The organism is Alteromonas sp. ABH2_165 (genome assembly GCF_056159945.1).
In genome coordinates, this window is sequence record NZ_JBSWWF010000002.1 from 162,764 (window position 1) to 184,141 (window position 21,378).

Below are 21,378 nucleotides of genomic sequence, written 5' to 3' on the forward strand. Positions count from 1 at the left end.
CAATTTAAGCTGGCTTTCTTGTATTAGGTCTCAACTTTACTTCTGCTTCGCCTTCGCGAACGCATCTGCAAAAGCATTACCCATGGCGGCATTTGCTGGCGATTGCGCCTGACGGTTGCCACCACCGTTGTTGTTACGGTTTGGCTGACGGCCTTTGCCCTGCTTGCCTGCCGGTTTACCGGCTCCGCCCGCATTGCGTTTTTCCGCTGCCGGTGCTGGTGTGTCGTCCAAACGCATGGTAAATGAAATACGCTTACGCTGAACGTCCACTTCCAATACCTTTACCTTCACAATATCACCGGCTTTCACCACTTCACGTGGGTCAGAGATAAACTTGTTCGTCAGTGCAGAAATGTGTACCAGTCCATCCTGATGTACGCCCACGTCAACGAAGGCACCGAAGTTAGCCACGTTACTGACTACGCCTTCTAGAATCATGCCTGGCTTCAGATCGCTAATGGTTTCCACGCCTTCTTTAAAGGTGGCGGTTTTAAACTCTGGGCGCGGGTCGCGGCCCGGCTTGTCGAGTTCTTTCAGAATGTCTTTTACGGTTGGTAAGCCAAACGCGTCGCTGGTGAAGTCTTCCGGTGCTAACTTACGCAGCAGATCGGTGTTTCCAATCAAATCGTTTACCGCAACCTGGGTGCGATCAACAATGTTGTCGACCACAGGATAAGATTCTGGGTGAACGGATGAAGCATCCAGTGGGTTTGAGCCCGCCGTAATGCGCAGGAAGCCTGCCGCCTGTTCGAAGGCTTTAGGACCAAGTCGTTCCACTTTCAGCAATGCTTTACGGTCTGGGAATGCGCCGTTGGAATCACGGAAAGACACAATGTTATGTGCCAAGGTCTTGTTTAAACCAGACACGTAAGAAAGCAGTGCGGGAGACGCGGTGTTCAAATCAACGCCAACGGCGTTTACACAGTCCTCAATCACGCGGTCGAGGGATTTACCCAGCTGGCTCTGACTTACGTCGTGCTGATATTGGCCAACACCAATGGCTTTAGGCTCAATTTTTACCAGCTCGGCGAGAGGGTCCTGCAGGCGACGGGCAATAGACACTGCGCCACGCAGTGATACATCCATCCCCGGCAGTTCTTTGGAAGCCAGTTCAGATGCGGAGTAGACCGATGCACCGGCCTCACTCACCATAATCTTCTGCGCCCCCAGTTCTGGCGCTGCTTTAAGCATTTCAGCCACCAGTTTGTCGGTTTCCCGTGAACCGGTACCGTTACCAATACTGATGAGCTCTACTTTATGCTGCTTACACACATTAATAAGCGTGCGCATGGACTTGTCCCAAGCATTCTGCGGTGCGTGTGGGAAAATGGTATTGGTAGCAACCACTTTACCTGTTTTATCAACCACAGCCACTTTCACACCGGTACGCAGACCTGGATCAAGGCCCATGGTCGTTTTCGCACCTGCTGGTGCAGCCATCAACAAGTCGTTGAGGTTTTTAGCAAATACGCTAATGGCTTCTTCTTCCGCTTGTTCACGCAGCGTGGAGAAAAGCTCTGTTTCCATGTGCAGGGCAATTTTGATTTTCCAGGTCCATTGTACAACCTGCTTTAAAAATGCGTCGGCAGCACGGCCTTTGTCCGCAATGCCATAGTGTTCGGCAATGATAAATTCGCAGTGTGAAGGAGCTGTGGCGTCTTCATTTTGCGGATCAGCATTAAGCTGAATATGCAGCATGCCTTCGTTGCGACCACGGAACATGGCCAATGCGCGGTGTGAAGGAACAGATTTCAGTTTTTCCTGGTGCTCAAAGTAGTCTTTATACTTAATCGCTTCCTGTTCTTTGCCCGGTGCTACGGTACTGGTCACGAACGCATTGTCGTTAAGATACGCACGGATTTTTGCCAGCAGACCGGCGTCTTCTGCAAAACGCTCCATCAGAATATAGCGTGCGCCTTCCAGCGCTGATTTAGTATCAGCAATGCCTTTGTCTGCGCTGATAAACGCTTCAGCTTCATTTTCTGGGGTCAGAGTGGGGTCGCTAAACAGTTTGTCGGCTAACGGCTCTAAACCGGCTTCAATGGCAATTTGGCCTTTGGTGCGGCGGCGGGGCTTGTAAGGCAGGTACAAATCTTCCAGCGTGGTTTTGCTGTCGGCGGAAACAATCTGGGTTTTCAGTTCATCAGAAAGCTTACCTTGCTCTTCAATAGACTTAAGGATCACGCCTCTACGGTCTTCCAGTTCGCGAAGATAGGTGAGACGTTGTTCCAGGTTTCGAAGCTGAGAATCATCTAGTCCCTGTGTTGCCTCTTTCCTGTATCGAGCGATGAACGGCACCGTTGAGCCTTCATCTAAAAGTGAAACGGCCGCTTGCACTTGAGTAGGGCTGACAGCGAGTTCTTCGGCAATTTTGTTGATAATCATAGTAAGCTCTGTGGCCTTTAAATTTGTGTCCTGCCGGGTCGTCAGGCCCGACTAAATATTGGGTGTATTCACTGGTGCGCAAGTATATCACTGATGAATTCATGGTTAATGCTGTTTATCTCAGTGAATCCTTTGTTTTACGCAGGTGACGTTAAACTTTGTCTTCGGTATCGTACCAAATGCGGTTTATCCACCACTCGAAGATACCGGTTTCTGTTTTCACTGTGATGTCATCGTCTACCGATTTACCAATCAATGAGCGTGCCATGGGTGAATCCACGGAAATATAGTCCTTACGACCAAAAATTTCATCGTACCCGACAATGCGCAGCGTCATGGTTTTACCATCGTCGTTCTCAATTTCTACCCACGCGCCAAAAAACACTTTGCCCTCTTGTTGAGGCGAATAGTCGACGACTTTTAGGTTTTCCAAGCACTTGCGTAAATAACGCACGCGACGGTCGATTTCCCGCAGACGCTTTTTGTTGTATTGATAGTCTGCATTCTCGCTACGATCGCCGAGACTCGCGGCCCAGGTGACTTTGCGGGTTGTTTCGGGGCGTTCTTCCCGCCATAAATAGTCGAGCTCGTTTTGTAGCTTCCGATATCCATTACGGGTGATGAGTGGCGTGCGCATAGTAAAAATTCGCTATGTTTATGATTTTAAAACTAATCAATTATAAATTTGAGCCGATAAGCACTAAGCAATGTGGTTAATCAGCGCAAACACAAGTTTATAGGGTTATTTTGCGTAAAAAATGAACGAATTGTTGGTGGGTATGTCGAAATACTATCCATAATTAACATGGAAACGAGTGAATATTATTATGCAGCATGAGCAAACACAGTTAAAAGAAAAACGTAGCGATCAAACGCTAACGGCCAATGGCATTACCATTGTCGGCTTTATGTTGTTTCTCTCCGGCGTGGTTTTGTTCGCAATCGGCATGATCGACATTCTCGTTCACATTAATAGCGTGAAAACCGCAGCCCTGCTTGTCGGCGGTATCGCCGCATATAAGGTAGGTCACACAATGATTAAGCATTGCGCAACGTTACGGAAACGCCCGGAACGCCGACGTCATCTGCTATCTGACAACACGTAATAGTGAATAGATGTTTTACAAAAAGCCCTTCAATTGAAGGGCTTTGTTGTTTCTGCCTCAGGCTGTGATGAGCGAGATTTAATGTTTGTAAACAATCCTCAGCAGTAAAAGCCCCGTAGCCATGGATACATTTCAAAACAGGAGATGAATTCATGAGTAATAAACTACAGGATAAAAAAGTCGCTATTTTAGCAACCGACGGTTTTGAGCAAATTGAACTGACTAAACCGAAAGAAGCGGTGGAAGCAGAAGGTGCGACAGTTGATATTATTTCGCTGAAAGCCGACGACATTCAGGGCATGAATCATGATGAAAAAGGCGACACGTTTTCAGTAGACAAAGTAGTTTCTGCAGTAAATGCTAAAGACTACGATGGCCTCATCCTCCCTGGTGGTGTGCAAAACCCAGATACCCTGCGCACTGACGAAAAAGCGGTAACGTTTGTTCGTGATTTCTTTGCCCAGCATAAACCGGTATCTGCTATTTGCCATGGTCCGTGGATGCTGGTGGAGGCAGACGTCTTAAATAATCGAAAAATTACGTCCTTCCCCAGTCTCAAAACCGATATTGTTAATGCGGGTGGTAACTGGGTAGATGAGGAAGTGGTTTGCGATCAAGCACTGGTAACCAGTCGTACACCGGATGATTTACCTGCCTTCTGCCGCAAAATTGTGGAAGAGCTTCGTGAAGGTAAGCACGACCAGCAGCACGTATAAACGGAGGCAATGGTAATGACTACATTATTTGATAAAGGTAGCGTCGGCAGTGTCGACGTACAGAACCGCGTTTTTATGGCACCGCTTACGCGTAGCCGTGCAGTGGATGGCACCGATGTTCCATCAGACATGGCGGTAACCTATTACCAGCAGCGCGCCTCGGGTGGATTGCTGATCACTGAAGCGTCGCAAATCAGCCCTCAGGGTAAAGGTTATATTCGTACTCCGGGCATTTACAGCGCCGAACAAGTGCAGAAATGGCGAGAGATCACAGAAGCTGTGCATGAGAAAGGTGGTCGTATTTTTCTGCAGCTCTGGCATGTGGGCCGAATTAGCCACAGTCATTTTCAGCCGGATAATGCTAAGCCGCTGGCCCCTTCTGCGGTGAAGCCTGACGTGGATGTGTTTTTCGACGGCGATAAACAGCCCGCGTCTGAACCCAAGGCCATGACGGTAGAAGAGATTCAGTCCACCGTGGCAGACTTTCAGAAAGCCGCGGAAAATGCCCGTGAAGCGGGATTCGACGGCGTTGAAATTCATGCAGCCAACGGCTATCTCATCGATCAGTTTCTGCGCGATAAAACGAATCTTCGTGACGACGAATACGGCGGCAGTATCGAAAACCGGCTGCGTTTTCTCAAGGAAGTCACCCGGGCCGTACTGAAAGTCTGGGATGCATCTCAGGTAGGCATTCGACTTTCTCCGGTGGGTAACCAGAACGACATTGCCGACAGCGATCCGCTGGCCACGTTCAGTGAAGTGATCAACTATATCAATCCGCTGAACCTGGCATATTTGCACATGGTAGAGCGGTTCCCGGGTATGCCGGCAGGCAATCCGGATCTTGCGATCCTCACAGCACTGCGTGAAAAATGGCAGGGTTTTTATATTGCCAATGGCGGCTATGATCTACTGTCAGCAAAACAGGCCGTTGAGTCGGGTTATGCCGACGCCATCGCCTTCGGCCGTCCGTTTATTGCTAATCCTGATTTGGCTGAGCGCATGGAAAAAGGTGTGGAACTCAACGAGCCTGATCAGGATACCTTCTACGCCGGGGAAGAAAAGGGGTATATTGATTATCCGTTTTATGATGAGTAATCCTCATCCGCAGTAATCGATAGAAGGACAAAATATGGATCCGGTGTCACAGGGAGTGCTGGGAGCAACCGCAGCGCTTTTTATCAGTAAAAAAACCGATACGAAGCGGGCTGCTGTTGTTGGCGCGCTGGGTGGAATGGCACCGGATCTGGATATTCTGTTCCGCTCGTCCCAGGACCCGATGATGGCGCTGAAACTGCATCGTCAGTTTACCCATTCTCTGGCTTTTATCCCTTTCGGCGGCGCTATCGTCGCGCTGTTTTTGTGGATGCTGTTTTACCGGCGGCAAACCTACCGCGAAATCTGGTTTTTCGCCACCATGGGTTACGCCACCCATGGGCTCCTCGACGCCTGCACGTCTTACGGTACACAGCTTTACTGGCCGTTCTCTGATTTCAGGGAAGCATGGGACGTGATTGGCATCATTGATCTATTGGTGACCGTCCCTTTGCTAATTGGCGTTGTGACAACAGCCCGATCCGGACACAAGCGCTGGCTGGTAACGGCCACTACGCTGGTGGCCATGTATTTTAGCTTTGGTGTTTATCAGCATCAGCGAGCAATGTATGAAGTGCAGCGTATTGCCAATGAAACCGGCCATCAGGTGATACGGGCGAAGGCTATGCCAACCATTGGTAACCTGATTGTATGGCGCACAATCTATCAGTCGGACGAAGCGTATCACGTTAATGCGATAGCGCTGCCGCTGTTTTCAGAATCACGTATTTACCCCGGCGATACGGTAAAACCTCTGGATGCTGATGCTGATTTCCCATCTTTACCTGCCGACTCAGTGCAGGCTGACGACATTGAACGGTTTCGCTGGTTCACCAGCGACTGGCTGTATGTTTCTCCGTCCAACCCGACTGCCATTGGTGATTTACGTTATGCTGGCCGACCTGATGGCACTCAGTCTTTATGGCAAATTACGGTAAACCCTGAGCATCCGGAAGAACACGTAGACTATGGCAGTCAGATGCGTGACAGCAACAGCTTAGTGCTTCTGGACATGCTGCTTGATCGTGAGGTAGATCAGTAACATAGCGGTTGTAGTATTATGATGTTACCGCCCGGAAGGACTGATATGGTCAGATAGACCTGCAGTATTGTTGATAACCAATTAAAGGACACGACGATGAGCAAAATTCTGATGATTACCGGTGACTTCGTAGAAGACTATGAGAACATGGTGCCCTACCAGGCTTTAATGGCCTGTGGTCATACCGTAGACGCGGTTTGCCCGGGCAAGAAAGCCGGCGACACGGTTAAAACCGCTATTCACGATTTCGAAGGTGACCAAACCTACACCGAAAAGCCCGGTCACAATTTCGCCCTTAATGCGACGTTCGCAGACATCAACGCTGATGACTACGATGCGCTCTACGTTCCTGGTGGCCGCGCGCCAGAGTATCTGCGTTTGAACGATGCAGTTATTGAAATGGTGCGCAGTTTTTTTGTTGCCGATAAACCGGTAAGCTCCATTTGCCATGGTCCACAATTATTGGCAGCGGCCGGCGTTCTCGAAGGCAAGCGCGTGTCGGCGTATCCGGCTTGCGAACCCGAGGTGAAACTGGCTGGTGGAACCTATGTGACGGTGGAAATGGACGAGGCCATTACTGATGGCAAGTTAGTGACAGGTCCAGCTTGGCCTGCGCACCCGGCGTTGTTAAGTCAGTTCATGGCTTTACTGTAATGCAAAATGTGAACGTTTAGAGGACAAGATGATGTGTGGATTATTCATTAATGCCGACGCTGACCTGTGGGAAAGTAAAACCCGCTCGATGCGTATTGAGGGTGTGGTGACATCAATTCGCATGGAGACGTTCTTCTGGAATATTTTGCAGGAAATTGCCTGTCGCGATGAAATGACGGTAAATCAGCTGGTCACCAAGCTTTATCTGGAATCGTTGGACGCCGACCATGATGTCGGTAACTTTACTTCGTTTCTACGGGTTTGCTGTGGACGTTATTTGTCATTAAGTGCCGATGGGCATCTACAGCGTGATGAAGCGAAACCGTTGGCGGGTTTAGCATCGGCCAAACTTATTGAAAAAGAAACTGAGGCAGCCAATTTGCGTCAGCTCAGTGCCGTTAACCGACGAGGGGAAAGCCACTAAGTATTTTGCTTTTGTCGTGCTTTTAAGGGGATATAAAAAAGCCAGTCAGGACAACCTGACTGGCTTTATCTTATGCATAGCAAGGGTAATTCAATGGAAATTGAACCCCTTGCTTATGCGACTTATTCAGCTTCAGAATCGTCAACCACTTCCAGTAATTCAACGTCGAAAATCAGTGTTGAATTAGGTGTGATAAGGCCAGTAGAACGTTCGCCGTAAGCCAATTCCGCAGGGATAACGAAACGGAATTTCGCGCCTTCTTTCATTAGCTGTACGCCTTCAGTCCAACCAGGAATGACGCGGTTCAGCGGGAAGGTAACAGGTTCGTCACGTTCAACAGATGAGTCGAAAACTGTGCCGTCAATCAGGGTGCCGTGGTAATGTACTTTAACTTGATCAGTGGCCGTTGGGCTTTTGCCAGTACCTTCCTGAAGTACTTCATACTGCAGGCCTGAATCAGTAACCGTTACACCTTCTTTCTTCGCGTTTTCTGCCAAATACTCTTCACCAAGTTTGATGTTTTCTTCAGCGGCTTTAGCAGCCATTTCTTGCTGCGCTGCGCGAACTGCCATTTCAGCAGCTTGAGCATTTTCCTGAATTTCGCCTTGGGTCATTTTGCTTTGATCTGCCAGGGCATCAAGGAAACCTTGCTTCAGGGCCTCTTTATCTAAAGGAAGACCGATTTGATCTTGTTGTTTTGCACGGTTATTTACAAAAATACCCATGCCTGCGCCCATGGCGTACGCTTGTTTTTGTTCTACTGACATGTCAGCTAAGGCACTACCTTGCGCTGCTTCTTCTGCTGCAGGCTGCTTCGGTGCTTCTTCTTTTGGCTGACAGGCAAACAAACCCAGTGCAGCTACTGTCGATAAGGCGACAAGCGACTTACGCATAAAAACTTCTCCATTATTATAAAATCTTTGTCGTGCCCCGGGGTACGACGGGTTTGTGTGATATACCCAAAAATTATTTTTCGTTGTGGGTATAAACATAAGAATTTAGCAAAATGATCACTTTCGAATCATTTTGCTAAATCGATTCGATTTGTTCCATGCTATGGTAAACCCAGAGACATTGAAAGCGAAACCTATAAGACATGCTTCATCGACGATCGTTCAAAACTACGCTATTACTGGCATTTTTCAGTGTGTTGCTGAGTGCCTGTTCAGTACCGGAAACCGAGCCGGAGGAGCGCTGGCTGCACGCTGAAGATGGTGCTTATGCCGCCGACATTTCACCAAACGGTGAATACAGCGTGGTGTCCGGTGTCGATAATGGCATTAATGTATGGCACAACAAAGACAACAACCTGCTTTTTCACTGGCAACATCAAAGTGAAGGCAACAACCTGGTGCTTGCGATTCATATTTCTGCAGATAACAAGTTCGTAGTTACCTCAGATCGTGAGGCGTTTGCATTGTGGAGCATTGAAAGCGGTGAGCCTGTAGGATTTTGGCGGATCGACGAATCTACTATTCGTGATGTGGCCGTAACGAATAACGGAACGGGTATTCTTGTAGGCCGTTCCAACGGAAAGGTTATGTACTTCGAGCCAGAAACCGGTCGGCGTCTGGAATTTCTGGGGCATCAGGAGCGTATCAATTCCGTCGACATTTCGCCCAACGGCGAATATGCGCTAACCGGTGGCAATGACTATGTGGCTTATCTTTGGAGCACGCGCACGGGGCAAATTATTCACACATTCACTCACAGCAGTCGAATTTCCTCGGTAACGCTGGATGATGAGGGGCGTTTTGCCTTTACTGCAGACAGTAAGCAAGGCGCTAAGATCTGGAACGCACAAACAGGTGCACAGATGAGTAACCTGCATTATATTGCGCGCCAGAAAATTTTTACCGATGCGGTTTTCTCTGATGATGGTAAGTATTTACTTACTGGCTCACCCTCACGAAATATCTATTTGTGGGATGTGAAAAATGGTGAGCAGGTGGATGAATGGAAGGTGGCTGCTAAAGAAGGCACCCGTCCTGCCACCGCCGTAGTGTATGCGGTGGGCTTCGTCGATAAGAAAACAATCCTTTCAGAAAGCAGCAGCGGCCTAGCAGAAATGTGGACAATAGAACATGAGTGAATCACTAACACTGGAACAAGCGATGGAAGCCATCGAAGAATTACAGACCAAGGTGTCGTTCCAGGAACATACTATCGACACCCTCAATGACGCACTGACCGACCAACAGTACCAGATTGAAAAGCTGCAGGTGCAAATGCGATTTGTGATGGAAAAAGTGAAAGGTTTTGAGCCATCAAACATTGCCAAGCTCACTGAAGAAACACCGCCGCCGCACTACTAAAACGGCGGTGCTATAAATAATCCGCCGACTCTTTTAGATATATCTGAAATTCTTGTCTACGCTTTAAAAATAAACTTATTTAATTAGCTGACGAATTGATATTCATGGCAAGAAAGCTCAGAACCTCCCCGGCGGGAATTCCGCAGCTCGTGCAGCGTACAGGGCGCACGGGTGTCATGCCTTTCAAAGACGATACCGATCGTCTGACTTATCTAGATTATCTCGGGCGTTATGCGAGCCGTTATCAGGTTGCCATGCACGCCTGGTGTGCGGCGAAAGAAAGTATTTCATTTCTTTGCACGCCATCTACCGGCGATGGCATTTCTCATATGCTTCAGGCTACCGGTCGTTTGTACGCGCAATACTACCATCAGCGATATGGCACAAAAGGCACCATTTGGCGTGATCGTTATAAATCTGCATTAGTACTCGACGACGAATTACTCATTGAAGTGTATCGCTACATCGAACAGCAACCCGTTCGTGAGGCATTATGTGATAATCCTGAACAGTACGCCTGGTCGAGTGTGGTGAGTAACGCATTGGGCATTCCCAGTGTGATGTTAACGGCTCATGCCGCTTATGAACGCACGGCAAATACGCCGGAAACGCGACGTGCGATGCACCTTGAACGTTTACAGTGCATCGACGAGGACATGGATGCCGACATCGCCAAGTCACTTAAAATGGGCCTGGCGATGGGCGATCCGGGTTTTATCAAGCGCATTGAAAAAGTCACCGGTCGGCGATTGACGGAAGGCAAGCGTGGACGACCGCGCAAAGTCGACTCAACGGCCCATCAACATCCTTGATCATGGCGTCTCGTTGCCCGGAGGCTCTGATTCCCGGGCATCGTTGTTTTGTTCGTTTTTCTCACTTTCCTCTTTCGCCTGTTCCGCATCGCGCCATTCAACACTATTTTCCAGGTCGCCCTGAATAGCCTGCACAAACGCGTTCTTCAAAATGCCAACGATGGTTGTAAATATTGGCGTTTCCACATTGTTAAGTGAACCAGAAATAGGGATGCGAGTGGCGATTTGATCTTCACTCTGGTTTTCGAACAACTCAGCAATAAAGCCAGATAATGCCTCGGCGATACTACGAAAAAAGCCATCGTCATCCCGCTCCACATCGCCTTTCCAAGAGAACACTTCCACCTGCCGCAGTACAGGCTTGGCGTAGCCAGATATCTCACCGTCATCGCTTGCCAATTCCAAAGCGAGTTCTAGCGTACCGGCTTCCAGATCAAAGGGCGCATAGGTATCGAGAAAACTCTTGAAGTTGACGAGGGCGACATCGTTAGCCTGAAAATTAATGTCAAAAGTCGGCTGTTTAGTGGCAGGATTCAGTGAACCGGAAAGCGTCATCGTACCCTGCTCTTCAGCGCTACCTGACGCTTGCACCGTTGCGATGAGGTTTTTTGATAAGTCGCGGCTGTTCACCAGGTTCTTTGCAATTGCATTGATGTCGTGAAGCTGCACATGAATAGCCGGCGTGGCGTCAGGGTTAAAGAAATTCACCGAGCCGTTGCGTATTTCGAAACGGTCGACTTTTAAAGGTACGAGCTGATCAGCTAAGTAGAGCCAGTTTTCATTTTCACCAGATTGACTCGCGGCCTCGCTGCCACCATCTACAAAATTCAGTTCAGGTTGAGAAAGGTAAACTTGCGCGACCACTGTTTTATTGAAAAGCGCAGACCACAGCAAGCTAAACTCCACACGTTGCGCTTCGAAGAACGGCTGTTCTACTTCACCCGTGCGCTTGAGAATAACCACGCTATCGAGGCTGTAGGCGCCTCGCCAAAGCATTAGATCTACGTCGCCCACGCTACCGGTAAATTGCTCACCTTCGTCCAGTACGTCGTTTATGTACCACTGGGCTGCGAATGGCAGGCTTAATCGAACGGCTACAAGCACACAGGCGATAACAGCGAAACATTTGAAAGCTCGACGAGATTTACGGGAAGCCATAATGTGTTGCTCACCTCTATTGGGGGTAATAGACAGAAGCTTCAATTGCTATGCCAGTGTGGATTTAGCGATAAAACATGCAAAGTGGCAATGATAACCACTTGAAAAATAGTCGATAACTTACTTTCGTGGAGCGTGAGTCAAGACTGATTTGCAGCCAGTTAATGGCTGCAATCTACAGGCTTTACCCACAAGACGGGTAAATCTGACAAATTACTGTGGCTTGAAAACGCCAATTACGTTTTCGTCGGCGCGGGTTTTGGCTTCTACTTTGTCATCGGTTTGTGACTGGGTGTAGCCACATTTCACACATTCCAGTTTTTCAACGTTGTTTTCAAAGAACAACATAATGGAATCCAGTGCCTGACATTTCGGGCAGGTAGCGCCAGCAATAAATCGTTTTTTCTTTCTTTCAGCCATGGAGACTCCGTAATAATTTTCGTTGCAAACGGGTTGCTGATTTTCTTCCCGGATTATGGTGATGAGCATGTGAAACGCAAGCCATTAACCGGGGAGTTTGCTATCATACGCCGCTTAACGCGGAGGACAACTGCACAGGCATGATTACTTTATCTGACGTAACCCTGATGCGTGGTAGCAAGGTGCTACTAGAACACGCCAGCACACAAATTTTTCCAGGCCACAAAACGGCCCTGATTGGCAGCAATGGTTGTGGTAAATCTACCCTTTTTGCTCTGCTACGGGGCGAATTGTCCATCGATGCCGGCGACTGTCAGGTTCCCGCACATTGGCGCATCGTTAGCGTGGCGCAGGAAACGCCGGCTGTCGACCGCAGTGCCATTGATTATGTTATCGATGGAGACAAACTTCTCCGCGATTGTCAGGCAAAACTGGCCGATGCCGAAGCTCGTCATGACGGCGAGGCGATGGGACAACTTCATGGTCAGCTTGAGCAGGCCGGTGCCTATGATGTTGAAGCCCGGGCGGCGACTATTCTTGCCGGTCTCGGGTTTACTACCGCACAGCTAAACGCGCCTGTGACCGACTTTTCCGGTGGCTGGCGCATGCGCCTTAATCTCGCCCAGGCTCTGTTATGCCCTTCCGACCTCTTACTTTTAGACGAACCAACAAACCACCTCGATTTAGACGCGGTTATCTGGTTGGAAAAATGGCTGCAACGCTATTCCGGTACACTTATTCTTATTAGTCACGATAAAGCCTTTATCGATAATACCGTGGCGCAAATTGTTAGCGTTGAACAGCAGCAACTTATCGCCTATACCGGTAACTATTCGTCTTACGAAAAACAGCGGGCTGAGCGTTTACGTTTGCAGAACATTGAATACCAAAAGCAGCAGGACAAAATTGCTCATCTGGAGTCGTTTATTACCCGCTTTAAGGCGAAAGCCAGTAAAGCTAAACAGGCACAAAGCCGGATTAAACAGCTCGAGCGTATGGAGCAGATATTGCCTGCACACGCTGCCAGCGCCTTCAATTTTGAATTTGCCGAGCCTACCGGTCTGCCGAATCCACTTATTCAGATGCGCGATATCAAATTGGGCTATGGTGAAAAAGTTATCCTCAACAATGTGAAGTTGAATCTGGTGCCCGGTAGTCGTATTGGTTTGCTGGGGCGCAATGGTCAGGGTAAATCAACACTGATCAAGTTGCTGGCTTGCGTGCACGACCCGATGCAGGGCGATTTCACCACCGCCAAAGGTCTTAACGTGGGTTATTTTGCCCAGCATCAGTTGGAAACGCTGGATCCGAAAGCTTCAGCCATCCTGCACCTGCAACGATTAGATAAGCAGGCCACAGAGCAGCAACTGCGTGATTATTTGGGCGGTTTTGGCTTCCACGGCGATCAGGCACTTGAGCCGGTTGCTCCCATGTCGGGTGGTGAGAAAGCACGACTGGTGTTAGCGCTGATCGTGTATCAAAAGCCCAATCTGTTGCTGTTGGATGAACCTACTAACCACCTCGATTTAGAAATGCGTCATGCACTGAACATGGCCTTGCAGGGCTTCGAAGGCGCAATGGTGCTGGTTTCGCATGATCGCTTCTTATTGTCGTCAGTTTGCGAAGACTTCTATCTGGTAGACAGTGGGCAGGTGGAGCCATTCAATGGCGATCTCGATGACTATCGTACCTGGATCTTAGCTCAGCAGAGCGAAGCCAAAGCGGCAGCGCCCAAAGACGATAAACCTAAAGTAGATCGCAAGGCTGAAAAACGTCGCGAGGCGGAGTTCCGTAATTCCGTTGCGCCGATTAAGAAGGCCATTGAAAAACATGAAAAAGCGATGGAGAAAACCTCTTCCGCATTGGCTCAGGTCGAAGAATCTCTGGGCGATACCTCACTTTATGAAGAACAGAATAAGGCGAAGCTGATGGCGCTGCTCGATGAGCAGACGACGCTGAAGCAAGCAATGGAAGAACACGAGATGGCCTGGCTGGATGCGCAGGAAACCATGGAAGAAGCAAGGGCAAATTATGAATCTGAATGCTGATACATTCTGGCAGTACAGCCTGGAGATATACGGTCGCGACGGCGTAAGTGAACAAGCGTTGTTGTTGCAAGACGAGTTTCAGGTGAATGTGAACATGTTGTTGCTGCTGTGCTGGTGCCTTGATAACGGTATGATCGTTACACTGAATCAATGGCAGGTGCTGCATGCCGCTATTGCTGATACCGACACGCAGCTGACAAGCCATCGTGGGAAGCGACGGGATGCAAAAGCGGCACGTCCGTTTAATCAGAAAGCCTACGAAGCCCTCAAGCAGGAAGAACTGGCCATTGAAATGCAACAGCAGGAAGCACTTACTACCATGTTTAACCGCCTTACTGTTGAGTCTGTGCCGGTAAAGGGCGTAAATGGCAGTGTGGCGGGTTTTGTGAACCTGTTTAAGCTTCGCCAGCAACCTGCAGCAGTAAAGCGCATCACCGCCGTTATTCAGTCGTTGCAGGCCGGGCAGTAAACACGGTGATCAAACAACCTGACAGTGGTCATGGCATTGTACGTCGCAGTGATTTCACTCCGGCTCGTTGGGCGCGCAATCGTCATGTACAGACTATTTGGCCACGTTTCTTACAAAAACGTTTACCGTTGTCGGTTAAATGGGAGCGTATTGCCACTCCTGATGATGACTTTCTCGATCTTGCTTGGGGACCACAACCCTTTTCTTTAAAAGGTGTCGTCGTCATGTTTCATGGCTTAGAAGGCAGCATACGTTCGCACTATGCTAACGACATGATGGCCGTGCTTAGTCAGCAAGGCTGGCAGTGCGTCATGATGCATTTTCGCAGTTGCAGTGGCGAAATTAACCGTCAGCCCAGAGCCTATCATTCTGGCGAAACCAGCGACCCGGTATTTTTTCTCGACTGGCTGGAAAAGCGCTTTCCTCAACTGCCTAAAGTCGGCATTGGCTTTTCATTGGGCGGCAATATGCTGCTTAAGTTACTTGGCGAAAACCCCGCACAGAAATGGCTGCAAGCCGCTATTGCGGTGTCTGCGCCAATGAAACTGGCCGATTGCAGCCAAAGTATTGCCACCGGCTTCTCCCGTGTTTATCAAAATTATTTGCTAAAAAGTATGAAGTCCACGCTGATTAAGAAAATGCAGCGTATGGACTACCGGGGCCTGATAAACGTATCGGTTGAGCAGGCATCCCAGTTATCTTCGTTCCAGGAGTTCGACGAAAAAGTCACAGCACCCCTGCATGGTTTTGCTGATGCGACTGACTACTATGAAAAATGTAGCGCATTGCCGTTTCTTGGTGCGATTCAGTGCCCAACCCTTATTCTTCATAGCCTGGATGACCCGTTTATGAGTCCGTCAGTGGTGCCGGATGCCAGCGATTTGGCACGAGCCGTAACCCTTGAACTCAGTGACTTTGGTGGTCACGTGGGATTTATGCAAGGTGGTCTGTTAAAGCCCACAGTGTGGTTACAACAACGGGCTGCCGAGTGGTTCAGCCAATATCTGCCAACACATTGAGGTAAGAATGATTATTCCCATCACCGAGCTAGCCCCAGACACGCTCCGCAATATTGTTGAATCTTTCGTACTGCGCGAAGGCACCGACTACGGCGAAGTAGAAGCCTCCTTTGATGAAAAAGTTGATCAGGTTTTACACTCCCTGAAAAGCGGTGAAGCGGTATTGGTGTACTCAGAACTGCATGACTCGGTAAATATTCGCCCCAAAGATGAATACCAGGCTGGTGAAGAGGAATCGCTTTAAGACTTGGAAACATCCGAACACCAGTACAGTTTTCTTTGGCTCTGCTGTTAGTTATCTTTTCTATTCTCGTATAGATGTGCGATGAACGGACCTAAAGCGTGTAGATTATATGCTTAGGATTTTAGACTAAGGAAAGTTAAGAGAACTAATATGGAATTACTTCAAAATGAAGATGTAAATCGTGTGTCTGGCGGAACTATTCAGGCTATCGGCCTGAGGCTGATCGGTGCTTATATTTACGACGCGGCCGGTGGCAAAGAAGGTATCGATAAATATCTTGAGAATAGTAAAGAGGCTGCTAGCACATCTATTGATTATTGGAAGCGAAAGCTCGAGCGTTTCATTCGAGAGATCACTGAGTAGCGATGGAGCTTTGTTATTGGTTACGAGGGCTTTGGCCCTCGTTTATAAGCAACATTTCATCGAAATTTCTATTTCTTATTCTCGCTTTTTTCGCTTATCAGGTTTGCGGTGAAATTGCAGGCTTGCGGGCGCAGTTTTCATCTTTATTGCTGGATTGCGCGCCAAGCTTTCTTGCCGTGATTGTTGTTACGAACCTCAATGCATTTCTCTTTTCTAGGGAGTATGGGAAAACAATCCTAGCCTCTACGTTAGGGCTTTTAGGTTACGAACTTCTACAAATTTATATCAGTGAACGAACCTTCGATTACTTGGATATTTCAGCCACTATCGGAGCGGGCTTATTTATTTATAGTGTATTGATATTCATGCGAAGAATGAAAAAAGCCCAGCCAGATGGGTTGGGCATCTGAGCCAGGCTTTGACCTATCGGGTCTACTTCAAAATTGCAGGGATTTTAGAAAGTGTAGCGCGCGTTTAGCTGCGTGATATCAAGATCGTCAATCTTCTCGAAGCTGGCGCCCACAGCCCAGCGTGGTGTGAAGTAATAGTTCGCGCCTACTTTTACTGTTACATCTCCGGTATCCACATCGTAGTAGCCAATTTGGCCCAATAACTCTACTTGCTCGGTAACCATGGAACGCAAACCAGCGTGTACGCTGTAGCCATTCTCATCATAGTTTTCCAGATCTACTCGCTCGAAGTTCGCGCCGAAATAGGCATCGGTGGATGAATCCAGTGGCATGCGGTAACCCAGACCCACCGTTGTCATATCCAGGTCGGTGCCATTGTCGTCTAACATTTTGTGCTCACCGGTAACGTAAATGTTGTTTTCGAGCAGGTAAACCCCGCCCACATCTACGCCGTCAAAATCGCCAGCACCCACATCTGCGTTGGTATAGCCACCTTCAACAAAGCGCCAGTTTGGTGATCCTGCCATTGCCGCCGAAGAGAGGCCTGAAAGAGCAACAACAGTCAGTAATGATTTGGTAAAACGCATAAAGAGACTCCTTATCTATGCTTGGAAGAAAATCATTTAACTGCGACTGCAGAGCAATCATCTTGCCATTTCGTATATTGGTAAAAGGGTTTTATTACCATTCCTGTGTATAAAGCGCTGATTTTAAATAGCTAAATCTCTTATCGTCTCATCTTCTAACAAACACTGAGAAGTTGTGCCTGTATACAAAAAAGCCATGACTGAACACCTGTTATACAAAAAAGTGTCGGTGGGTACAGACAGTTCTCCCTGATTTACTCACTGCCTTGTAATTGTTGCTGTTTGATATTTACTCTCTGATTGGGTGGGGAATGGTAAATATTTGATTTGTATTTGGAAATTAAAAATTTAAGCGTGTTTTTAAGCTGGAACACCTCTTGCAAAACCCTGTGCAACAAAAAACAAATCGTAACGCACAGTTATCATAATTTATCGGAGTCAGTAAATCATGCTGCCGCAATTACAGTTAGCCAATAACACGGAAATTACGACACCTTCACTGGCATCTTTTTGCTCTTTCTTTTCTATCAGCCCAGCCGTCATGCGCGCTTTTATTTACTGCATTTGTGTGGGCTTTAGCACGCTTAGTCTGGCAGACGAAGTATCAGATAAGAATCTTCCTGCGGGCAAACCTATATTGAATCGCGTTATCGATGCTGCACAGAAAAATGCCGGTCGCGATTATGTGGTCAATGACCATGGTCTGGCAGATGAACTTAAAAACATCGACTATGAAACCTATCGTCAAATTCGCTTTAACCCAGAAAAAGCATTGTGGGCAGGTGAAAACGACTACGAAGTACAGTTCTTCCACCCTGGCTTTCTGTATCAGCAGCCTGTCAGTGTGGTGACCATCGCGTCGGACAACAGTGAGAACCTGGTACCGTTCGAAAGCGAAAGTTTTATCTACGAAAAAAATGCCGAACCTCTGGCTGGCCTTACTGATGAAAAATCCGGTTATGCCGGATTTCGTCTTCATTACCCAATAAAAAATCAGAAATACAAAGATGAATTTGCAGTGTTTCTGGGTGCCTCCTATTTTCGCCTGGTAGGTAAAAATCAGGTTTACGGTATTTCTGCACGTGGCCTGGCAATTGATACGGCCATGCCTGAAGGCGAAGAGTTTCCCCACTTCACTAAATTTTGGTTGATAGAGCCTCAGGAAGGTCAGCCAATAAAGATTTATGCCCGTTTAGAAAGCCCTTCTGTTGCCGGTGCGTATAGCTTTGAAATTATGCCGGGTACCGACACCACCATGAAGGTGAAAAGCTGGATCTTCGCTCGTGAAGACGTTGATAAGCTTGGTGTCGCTCCCTTTACCAGCATGTTTTTGTACGGTGAAAACTCACAAATCCGTCGCGATGATTATCGCCCGGAAGTGCACGACAGTGACGGCGTACAAATGCTAAACAGTAAGGGCGAATTGATTTGGCGTCCGCTTACCAACCCAACCAAATTGCAGATCACGTCCCTGAGTGACATTTCCCCCAAAGGCTTTGGTATGTTGCAGCGAGATACCGACTTCTCTAACTATCTGGATGCTGAAGCCAATTATCACCTTCGTCCGAGTCTGTGGGTAACACCGAAAGCAGGTTTCAATGAGGGTAAGCTGGAAATTGTTGAAATTCCTACCGATTCTGAAGTGCACGATAATATTGTGGCTTACTGGGTGCCCGTTGAACCTTTCCTGGCTGGCCAAAGTCGTTATTTCGAATATGAACTAAAAACGGTTGAGAAAAAGCCAATGCGTTACGGCGTTGCAACCGTAGAAAGAACCCGTCAGGGGATCAGTACCTTACCTGGATTCGAGACCACTGAAGAGCGTAATGTTCGCCGCTTTGTTGTGGACTTCGAAGTGCCAAAAGGCATGAACCTAAAACCTGACGACGTAAATCTAATTCTCGATGCCACCAATGCCAGCGTTGATCAGGCCCGTGTTTATGAAGTGGACGGTGGCAAAAGCCTTCGTGTGACGTTCCTGGTGATCCCTGAAGGAGAAGCCGTAGTGGATATGCGGATGTTTCTGAATCACAACGAAACACAAATGAGTGAAATATGGAGCTATGTGTATGAGCCAATCCAACAGTAAGGCTGATAACGCGGTAGCCGAAAAGGATGTCGCCGAAGCAAGTAAATTAAATGTTCGAGGTCGCCGCTGGCGACTTCTGTTAATGGGATTCCTGACTATCGTTTCTACGGCCCTCACCGGCTATAGCATGTTCGAGATTTTCCGCCCTAATCGATTCACTGAACTTGAAATGGTGCAATTAGGTTTGGCAATGGTGTTGTTTTTATGGCTCACCTGGTCATTCTGGACATCGGTAATTGGTTTCTTACTAAAGCTATTCCACATCGACCCCATATCATTGCGCCGCGAGCTTCCTACCGCCGATGTGAACACGCCAATTACTCAACGCCACGCCATTGTAATGCCAGTTTACAACGAAGATACCGACCGCATCATCGTAGGTTTTGAAGCTTGCGTGAACGCGATCCTTAACACCGAATACGCTGATAACTACGATTTCTACATGCTTAGCGATACGCAGGATGAAGCAAAAGCAGAAGCTGAACTTAGAGCCTGGAAGCGTTTAGTGGGTCGCCTTGGTGAACATGGCGATAAAGTTTTTTATCGTCGCCGTGAAGACAATTGGGGTCGCAAGGTCGGTAATATTCACGATTTCTGCGTACGCTGGGGTGGGCAGTATGAGTCTATGCTGGTGCTTGATGCCGACAGCGTCATGTCCGCACACCGGGTGCTGGATATGACACGCCGCATTGAGGCGAATCCCGAAGCTGCGCTTATCCAAACCATTCCGATGCCGGTGCGTCAGGATACATTTTTTGGTCGCTTCGTGCAGTTTGCTGCTCATCTTTATAGTCCTATGCTGGCCACGGGTCTTTCGTTCTGGCAGAGCGACAGTGCCAATTACTGGGGCCATAATGCCATTATCAGAGTGAAGCCGTTTATGCAGCATTGCGGATTGCCCACACTGGAAGGCCGTGCGCCATTTGGTGGCGATATTCTAAGCCATGACTTTGTGGAAGCTGCGTTGCTACGGCGTGCGGGTTGGGAGTGCTATCTCATCACAGACACCGACGGCTCCTACGAAGAGGTGCCAGGCAATATGGTGGATTACGCGATTCGTGACCGCCGTTGGGTGCAGGGTAATATTCAGCATCTCGGGCTGCTGCGCACCAACGGCTTGAAAACCACTAATCGCCTCCATTTCGGCTTTGGTGCCTTTGCCTATATGTCTTCACTGTTGCTGTTCATGATGCTGATGGCGGGAACAGCAGATGCATTGGTAAAAGCGTTGGTGGACCCAGTGTACTTCACTTCCGATCACCAATTGTTCCCTGATTGGCAGATTGCTCGGGAAGGGCTCATGATTGCTACGCTGTGGGGCACCATTGCACTACTGTTCGCGCCGAAAGCCCTGGGACTTATTCTGGCTCTTATCCAACGCAGAAAAGATTTTGGGGGTGCCTTCAAGCTGATTTTCGGTGGCCTTGTGGAATTGTTCATGGCCGTACTTATTGCGCCTATGATGATGTTCTATCACAGCTATTTTGTGATCAGTGTGCTTATTGGTCATCAGGTCAAGTGGGAAGCGCAGACTCGGGAAGGCCGCATGGTGCCGTGGAAAGTGGCAATTTCTAAAGCCGCAACCATGACGGTACTGGCATTAATTTGGGGTGGTGCTACTTTTTATTACACGCCTTCGCTATTCCTTTGGTTACTGCCAGTGCTCACCGGCATGGTGTTCGCTGCGCCAATCATTCGCCTTACCAGTAGCCCGGGGTTTGGCCGTACTTGCCGCAAAGCAGGCGTATTTGTGATTCAGGAAGAGTTACGTGAAGCCCCCGTGCTGGTTGAAGTACGTGAACATATGGCAACGTTTAATTTGAGTGAGCTAGAAGGCTACGCGCCGGACCAGCCGGAGTTGCCAGAAGATGTACCTCATAGCATGGTGGTACAGGATTTGTCGGCTCCACCATTACCAAAACGCGTCGATGAGGTTGCGCTTAATGCAGCCAGTGAATTGAATACCAACGACAGAAACGCGGCCTAAACGCTTAATTTAAAGCCTCAGTCGCAGATAAAAAA

Annotated in this window: 23 protein-coding genes; 17 read left to right on the plus strand and 6 right to left on the minus strand. The window is 48.4% G+C overall.

Features of this window, described 5'->3' with window-relative positions:
• Positions 1-36: 36 nt before the first annotated feature.
• Both ACXAFQ_RS05320 and greB read right to left on the minus strand, forming a co-directional pair.
• A complete protein-coding gene (locus ACXAFQ_RS05320) occupies positions 37-2,385 on the minus strand; it encodes a Tex family protein (protein ID WP_474818657.1) in 2,349 nt (782 codons plus the stop codon).
• A 151-nt stretch (positions 2,386-2,536) separates the two neighbouring features.
• Positions 2,537-3,022 (minus strand): transcription elongation factor GreB, encoded by a 486-nt coding sequence (gene greB / locus ACXAFQ_RS05325; RefSeq protein WP_474818658.1) that lies wholly within the window; start codon positions 3,020-3,022, stop codon positions 2,537-2,539.
• 178 nt (positions 3,023-3,200) lie between these two features.
• Here greB and ACXAFQ_RS05330 point away from each other — a divergent pair, with 178 nt between their 5' ends.
• The 6 genes from ACXAFQ_RS05330 to ACXAFQ_RS05355 all read left to right on the plus strand — a co-directional run bounded on the left by ACXAFQ_RS05330 (position 3,201) and on the right by ACXAFQ_RS05355 (position 7,422).
• Positions 3,201-3,491, plus strand: a complete 291-nt coding sequence (locus ACXAFQ_RS05330) for a hypothetical protein (protein ID WP_474818659.1) — start codon at positions 3,201-3,203, stop codon at positions 3,489-3,491.
• A gap of 152 nt (positions 3,492-3,643) precedes the next feature.
• Positions 3,644-4,207 carry a type 1 glutamine amidotransferase domain-containing protein gene (locus ACXAFQ_RS05335; RefSeq protein WP_474818660.1) on the plus strand — a complete coding sequence of 188 codons (564 nt, stop codon included), beginning with the start codon at positions 3,644-3,646 and terminating at the stop codon, positions 4,205-4,207.
• Between the two features lie 15 nt (positions 4,208-4,222).
• Positions 4,223-5,305: an alkene reductase gene (locus tag ACXAFQ_RS05340; protein ID WP_474818661.1), complete on the plus strand. Its 1,083-nt coding sequence runs from the start codon at positions 4,223-4,225 to the stop codon at positions 5,303-5,305.
• A gap of 34 nt (positions 5,306-5,339) precedes the next feature.
• Positions 5,340-6,344 (plus strand): metal-dependent hydrolase, encoded by a 1,005-nt coding sequence (locus ACXAFQ_RS05345; protein ID WP_474818662.1) that lies wholly within the window; start codon positions 5,340-5,342, stop codon positions 6,342-6,344.
• A 96-nt stretch (positions 6,345-6,440) separates the two neighbouring features.
• Positions 6,441-6,998, plus strand: a complete 558-nt coding sequence (locus tag ACXAFQ_RS05350) for a DJ-1/PfpI family protein (RefSeq protein ID WP_474818663.1) — start codon at positions 6,441-6,443, stop codon at positions 6,996-6,998.
• Positions 6,999-7,029: 31 nt separating this feature from the next.
• Entirely contained in the window at positions 7,030-7,422 is a 393-nt protein-coding gene (locus tag ACXAFQ_RS05355) for a ribbon-helix-helix domain-containing protein (RefSeq protein WP_474818664.1), read from the plus strand.
• 122 nt (positions 7,423-7,544) lie between these two features.
• Here the strand turns inward: ACXAFQ_RS05355 and fkpA are convergent, their stop codons facing one another.
• Complete coding sequence (fkpA, locus tag ACXAFQ_RS05360) at positions 7,545-8,315, minus strand: FKBP-type peptidyl-prolyl cis-trans isomerase (RefSeq protein ID WP_474818665.1); 771 nt, start codon at positions 8,313-8,315, stop codon at positions 7,545-7,547.
• Between the two features lie 203 nt (positions 8,316-8,518).
• On the opposite strand from fkpA, the gene ACXAFQ_RS05365 reads away from it, so the two are divergent.
• The 3 genes from ACXAFQ_RS05365 to ACXAFQ_RS05375 all read left to right on the plus strand — a co-directional run bounded on the left by ACXAFQ_RS05365 (position 8,519) and on the right by ACXAFQ_RS05375 (position 10,549).
• The gene (locus tag ACXAFQ_RS05365; protein WP_474818666.1) at positions 8,519-9,514 is read left to right on the plus strand and encodes a WD40 repeat domain-containing protein; all 996 of its coding nucleotides are present in this window, start codon (positions 8,519-8,521) and stop codon (positions 9,512-9,514) included.
• A complete protein-coding gene (locus ACXAFQ_RS05370) occupies positions 9,507-9,737 on the plus strand; it encodes a SlyX family protein (RefSeq protein WP_070124525.1) in 231 nt (76 codons plus the stop codon). Before ACXAFQ_RS05365 ends, ACXAFQ_RS05370 begins: the two co-directional genes overlap by 8 nt.
• A gap of 104 nt (positions 9,738-9,841) precedes the next feature.
• Positions 9,842-10,549 carry a transposase gene (locus ACXAFQ_RS05375; RefSeq protein ID WP_474818667.1) on the plus strand — a complete coding sequence of 236 codons (708 nt, stop codon included), beginning with the start codon at positions 9,842-9,844 and terminating at the stop codon, positions 10,547-10,549.
• Here the strand turns inward: ACXAFQ_RS05375 and ACXAFQ_RS05380 are convergent, their stop codons facing one another.
• The gene (locus ACXAFQ_RS05380; RefSeq protein ID WP_474818668.1) at positions 10,550-11,707 is read right to left on the minus strand and encodes a DUF748 domain-containing protein; all 1,158 of its coding nucleotides are present in this window, start codon (positions 11,705-11,707) and stop codon (positions 10,550-10,552) included.
• A gap of 213 nt (positions 11,708-11,920) precedes the next feature.
• Positions 11,921-12,127 carry a YheV family putative zinc ribbon protein gene (locus ACXAFQ_RS05385; RefSeq protein ID WP_474818669.1) on the minus strand — a complete coding sequence of 69 codons (207 nt, stop codon included), beginning with the start codon at positions 12,125-12,127 and terminating at the stop codon, positions 11,921-11,923.
• Between the two features lie 140 nt (positions 12,128-12,267).
• Here ACXAFQ_RS05385 and ACXAFQ_RS05390 point away from each other — a divergent pair, with 140 nt between their 5' ends.
• From ACXAFQ_RS05390 to ACXAFQ_RS05415, 6 genes are all read left to right on the plus strand, one after another.
• Complete coding sequence (locus tag ACXAFQ_RS05390) at positions 12,268-14,175, plus strand: ATP-binding cassette domain-containing protein (RefSeq protein WP_474818670.1); 1,908 nt, start codon at positions 12,268-12,270, stop codon at positions 14,173-14,175.
• A complete protein-coding gene (locus ACXAFQ_RS05395; protein ID WP_474818671.1) occupies positions 14,159-14,644 on the plus strand; it encodes a TIGR02444 family protein in 486 nt (161 codons plus the stop codon). Before ACXAFQ_RS05390 ends, ACXAFQ_RS05395 begins: the two co-directional genes overlap by 17 nt.
• An 8-nt stretch (positions 14,645-14,652) precedes the next feature.
• The gene (locus tag ACXAFQ_RS05400) at positions 14,653-15,663 is read left to right on the plus strand and encodes a hydrolase (protein ID WP_474819265.1); all 1,011 of its coding nucleotides are present in this window, start codon (positions 14,653-14,655) and stop codon (positions 15,661-15,663) included.
• A 7-nt stretch (positions 15,664-15,670) separates the two neighbouring features.
• Positions 15,671-15,907, plus strand: coding sequence for a YheU family protein (locus ACXAFQ_RS05405; protein ID WP_474818672.1), 237 nt, complete (start codon positions 15,671-15,673; stop codon positions 15,905-15,907).
• A 150-nt stretch (positions 15,908-16,057) separates the two neighbouring features.
• Positions 16,058-16,270, plus strand: coding sequence for a hypothetical protein (locus ACXAFQ_RS05410; RefSeq protein ID WP_474818673.1), 213 nt, complete (start codon positions 16,058-16,060; stop codon positions 16,268-16,270).
• Between the two features lie 2 nt (positions 16,271-16,272).
• Positions 16,273-16,680: a hypothetical protein gene (locus ACXAFQ_RS05415; protein ID WP_474818674.1), complete on the plus strand. Its 408-nt coding sequence runs from the start codon at positions 16,273-16,275 to the stop codon at positions 16,678-16,680.
• A gap of 44 nt (positions 16,681-16,724) precedes the next feature.
• Here the strand turns inward: ACXAFQ_RS05415 and ACXAFQ_RS05420 are convergent, their stop codons facing one another.
• On the minus strand, positions 16,725-17,267 hold the full coding sequence (locus ACXAFQ_RS05420; RefSeq protein ID WP_474818675.1) for an outer membrane beta-barrel protein: 543 nt from the start codon (positions 17,265-17,267) through the stop codon (positions 16,725-16,727).
• A 448-nt stretch (positions 17,268-17,715) separates the two neighbouring features.
• Here ACXAFQ_RS05420 and ACXAFQ_RS05425 point away from each other — a divergent pair, with 448 nt between their 5' ends.
• The gene (locus ACXAFQ_RS05425) at positions 17,716-19,356 is read left to right on the plus strand and encodes an OpgD/OpgG family glucan biosynthesis protein (RefSeq protein ID WP_474818676.1); all 1,641 of its coding nucleotides are present in this window, start codon (positions 17,716-17,718) and stop codon (positions 19,354-19,356) included.
• Entirely contained in the window at positions 19,331-21,343 is a 2,013-nt protein-coding gene (gene mdoH / locus ACXAFQ_RS05430) for a glucans biosynthesis glucosyltransferase MdoH (RefSeq protein WP_474818678.1), read from the plus strand. The genes ACXAFQ_RS05425 and mdoH overlap by 26 nt, the downstream gene beginning before the upstream one ends.
• Positions 21,344-21,378 lie beyond the last annotated feature (35 nt).

What these genes read in the sequence shown, in the direction of transcription:
- ACXAFQ_RS05395 (WP_474818671.1), top strand. Translation starts at nt 14,159, where the DNA reads ATGAATCTGAATGCTGATACATTCTGGCAGTACAGCCTGGAGATATAC.
- ACXAFQ_RS05365 (WP_474818666.1), top strand. Translation starts at nt 8,519, where the DNA reads ATGCTTCATCGACGATCGTTCAAAACTACGCTATTACTGGCATTTTTC.
- ACXAFQ_RS05320 (WP_474818657.1), bottom strand. Translation starts at nt 2,385, where the DNA reads ATGATTATCAACAAAATTGCCGAAGAACTCGCTGTCAGCCCTACTCAA.
- greB (WP_474818658.1), bottom strand. Translation starts at nt 3,022, where the DNA reads ATGCGCACGCCACTCATCACCCGTAATGGATATCGGAAGCTACAAAAC.
- ACXAFQ_RS05405 (WP_474818672.1), top strand. Translation starts at nt 15,671, where the DNA reads ATGATTATTCCCATCACCGAGCTAGCCCCAGACACGCTCCGCAATATT.
- fkpA (WP_474818665.1), bottom strand. Translation starts at nt 8,315, where the DNA reads ATGCGTAAGTCGCTTGTCGCCTTATCGACAGTAGCTGCACTGGGTTTG.
- ACXAFQ_RS05385 (WP_474818669.1), bottom strand. Translation starts at nt 12,127, where the DNA reads ATGGCTGAAAGAAAGAAAAAACGATTTATTGCTGGCGCTACCTGCCCG.
- ACXAFQ_RS05425 (WP_474818676.1), top strand. Translation starts at nt 17,716, where the DNA reads ATGCTGCCGCAATTACAGTTAGCCAATAACACGGAAATTACGACACCT.
- ACXAFQ_RS05415 (WP_474818674.1), top strand. Translation starts at nt 16,273, where the DNA reads ATGGAGCTTTGTTATTGGTTACGAGGGCTTTGGCCCTCGTTTATAAGC.
- ACXAFQ_RS05390 (WP_474818670.1), top strand. Translation starts at nt 12,268, where the DNA reads ATGATTACTTTATCTGACGTAACCCTGATGCGTGGTAGCAAGGTGCTA.
- ACXAFQ_RS05410 (WP_474818673.1), top strand. Translation starts at nt 16,058, where the DNA reads ATGGAATTACTTCAAAATGAAGATGTAAATCGTGTGTCTGGCGGAACT.
- ACXAFQ_RS05375 (WP_474818667.1), top strand. Translation starts at nt 9,842, where the DNA reads ATGGCAAGAAAGCTCAGAACCTCCCCGGCGGGAATTCCGCAGCTCGTG.
- ACXAFQ_RS05345 (WP_474818662.1), top strand. Translation starts at nt 5,340, where the DNA reads ATGGATCCGGTGTCACAGGGAGTGCTGGGAGCAACCGCAGCGCTTTTT.
- ACXAFQ_RS05340 (WP_474818661.1), top strand. Translation starts at nt 4,223, where the DNA reads ATGACTACATTATTTGATAAAGGTAGCGTCGGCAGTGTCGACGTACAG.
- mdoH (WP_474818678.1), top strand. Translation starts at nt 19,331, where the DNA reads ATGTGTATGAGCCAATCCAACAGTAAGGCTGATAACGCGGTAGCCGAA.
- ACXAFQ_RS05350 (WP_474818663.1), top strand. Translation starts at nt 6,441, where the DNA reads ATGAGCAAAATTCTGATGATTACCGGTGACTTCGTAGAAGACTATGAG.
- ACXAFQ_RS05335 (WP_474818660.1), top strand. Translation starts at nt 3,644, where the DNA reads ATGAGTAATAAACTACAGGATAAAAAAGTCGCTATTTTAGCAACCGAC.
- ACXAFQ_RS05380 (WP_474818668.1), bottom strand. Translation starts at nt 11,707, where the DNA reads ATGGCTTCCCGTAAATCTCGTCGAGCTTTCAAATGTTTCGCTGTTATC.
- ACXAFQ_RS05355 (WP_474818664.1), top strand. Translation starts at nt 7,030, where the DNA reads ATGTGTGGATTATTCATTAATGCCGACGCTGACCTGTGGGAAAGTAAA.
- ACXAFQ_RS05420 (WP_474818675.1), bottom strand. Translation starts at nt 17,267, where the DNA reads ATGCGTTTTACCAAATCATTACTGACTGTTGTTGCTCTTTCAGGCCTC.
- ACXAFQ_RS05370 (WP_070124525.1), top strand. Translation starts at nt 9,507, where the DNA reads ATGAGTGAATCACTAACACTGGAACAAGCGATGGAAGCCATCGAAGAA.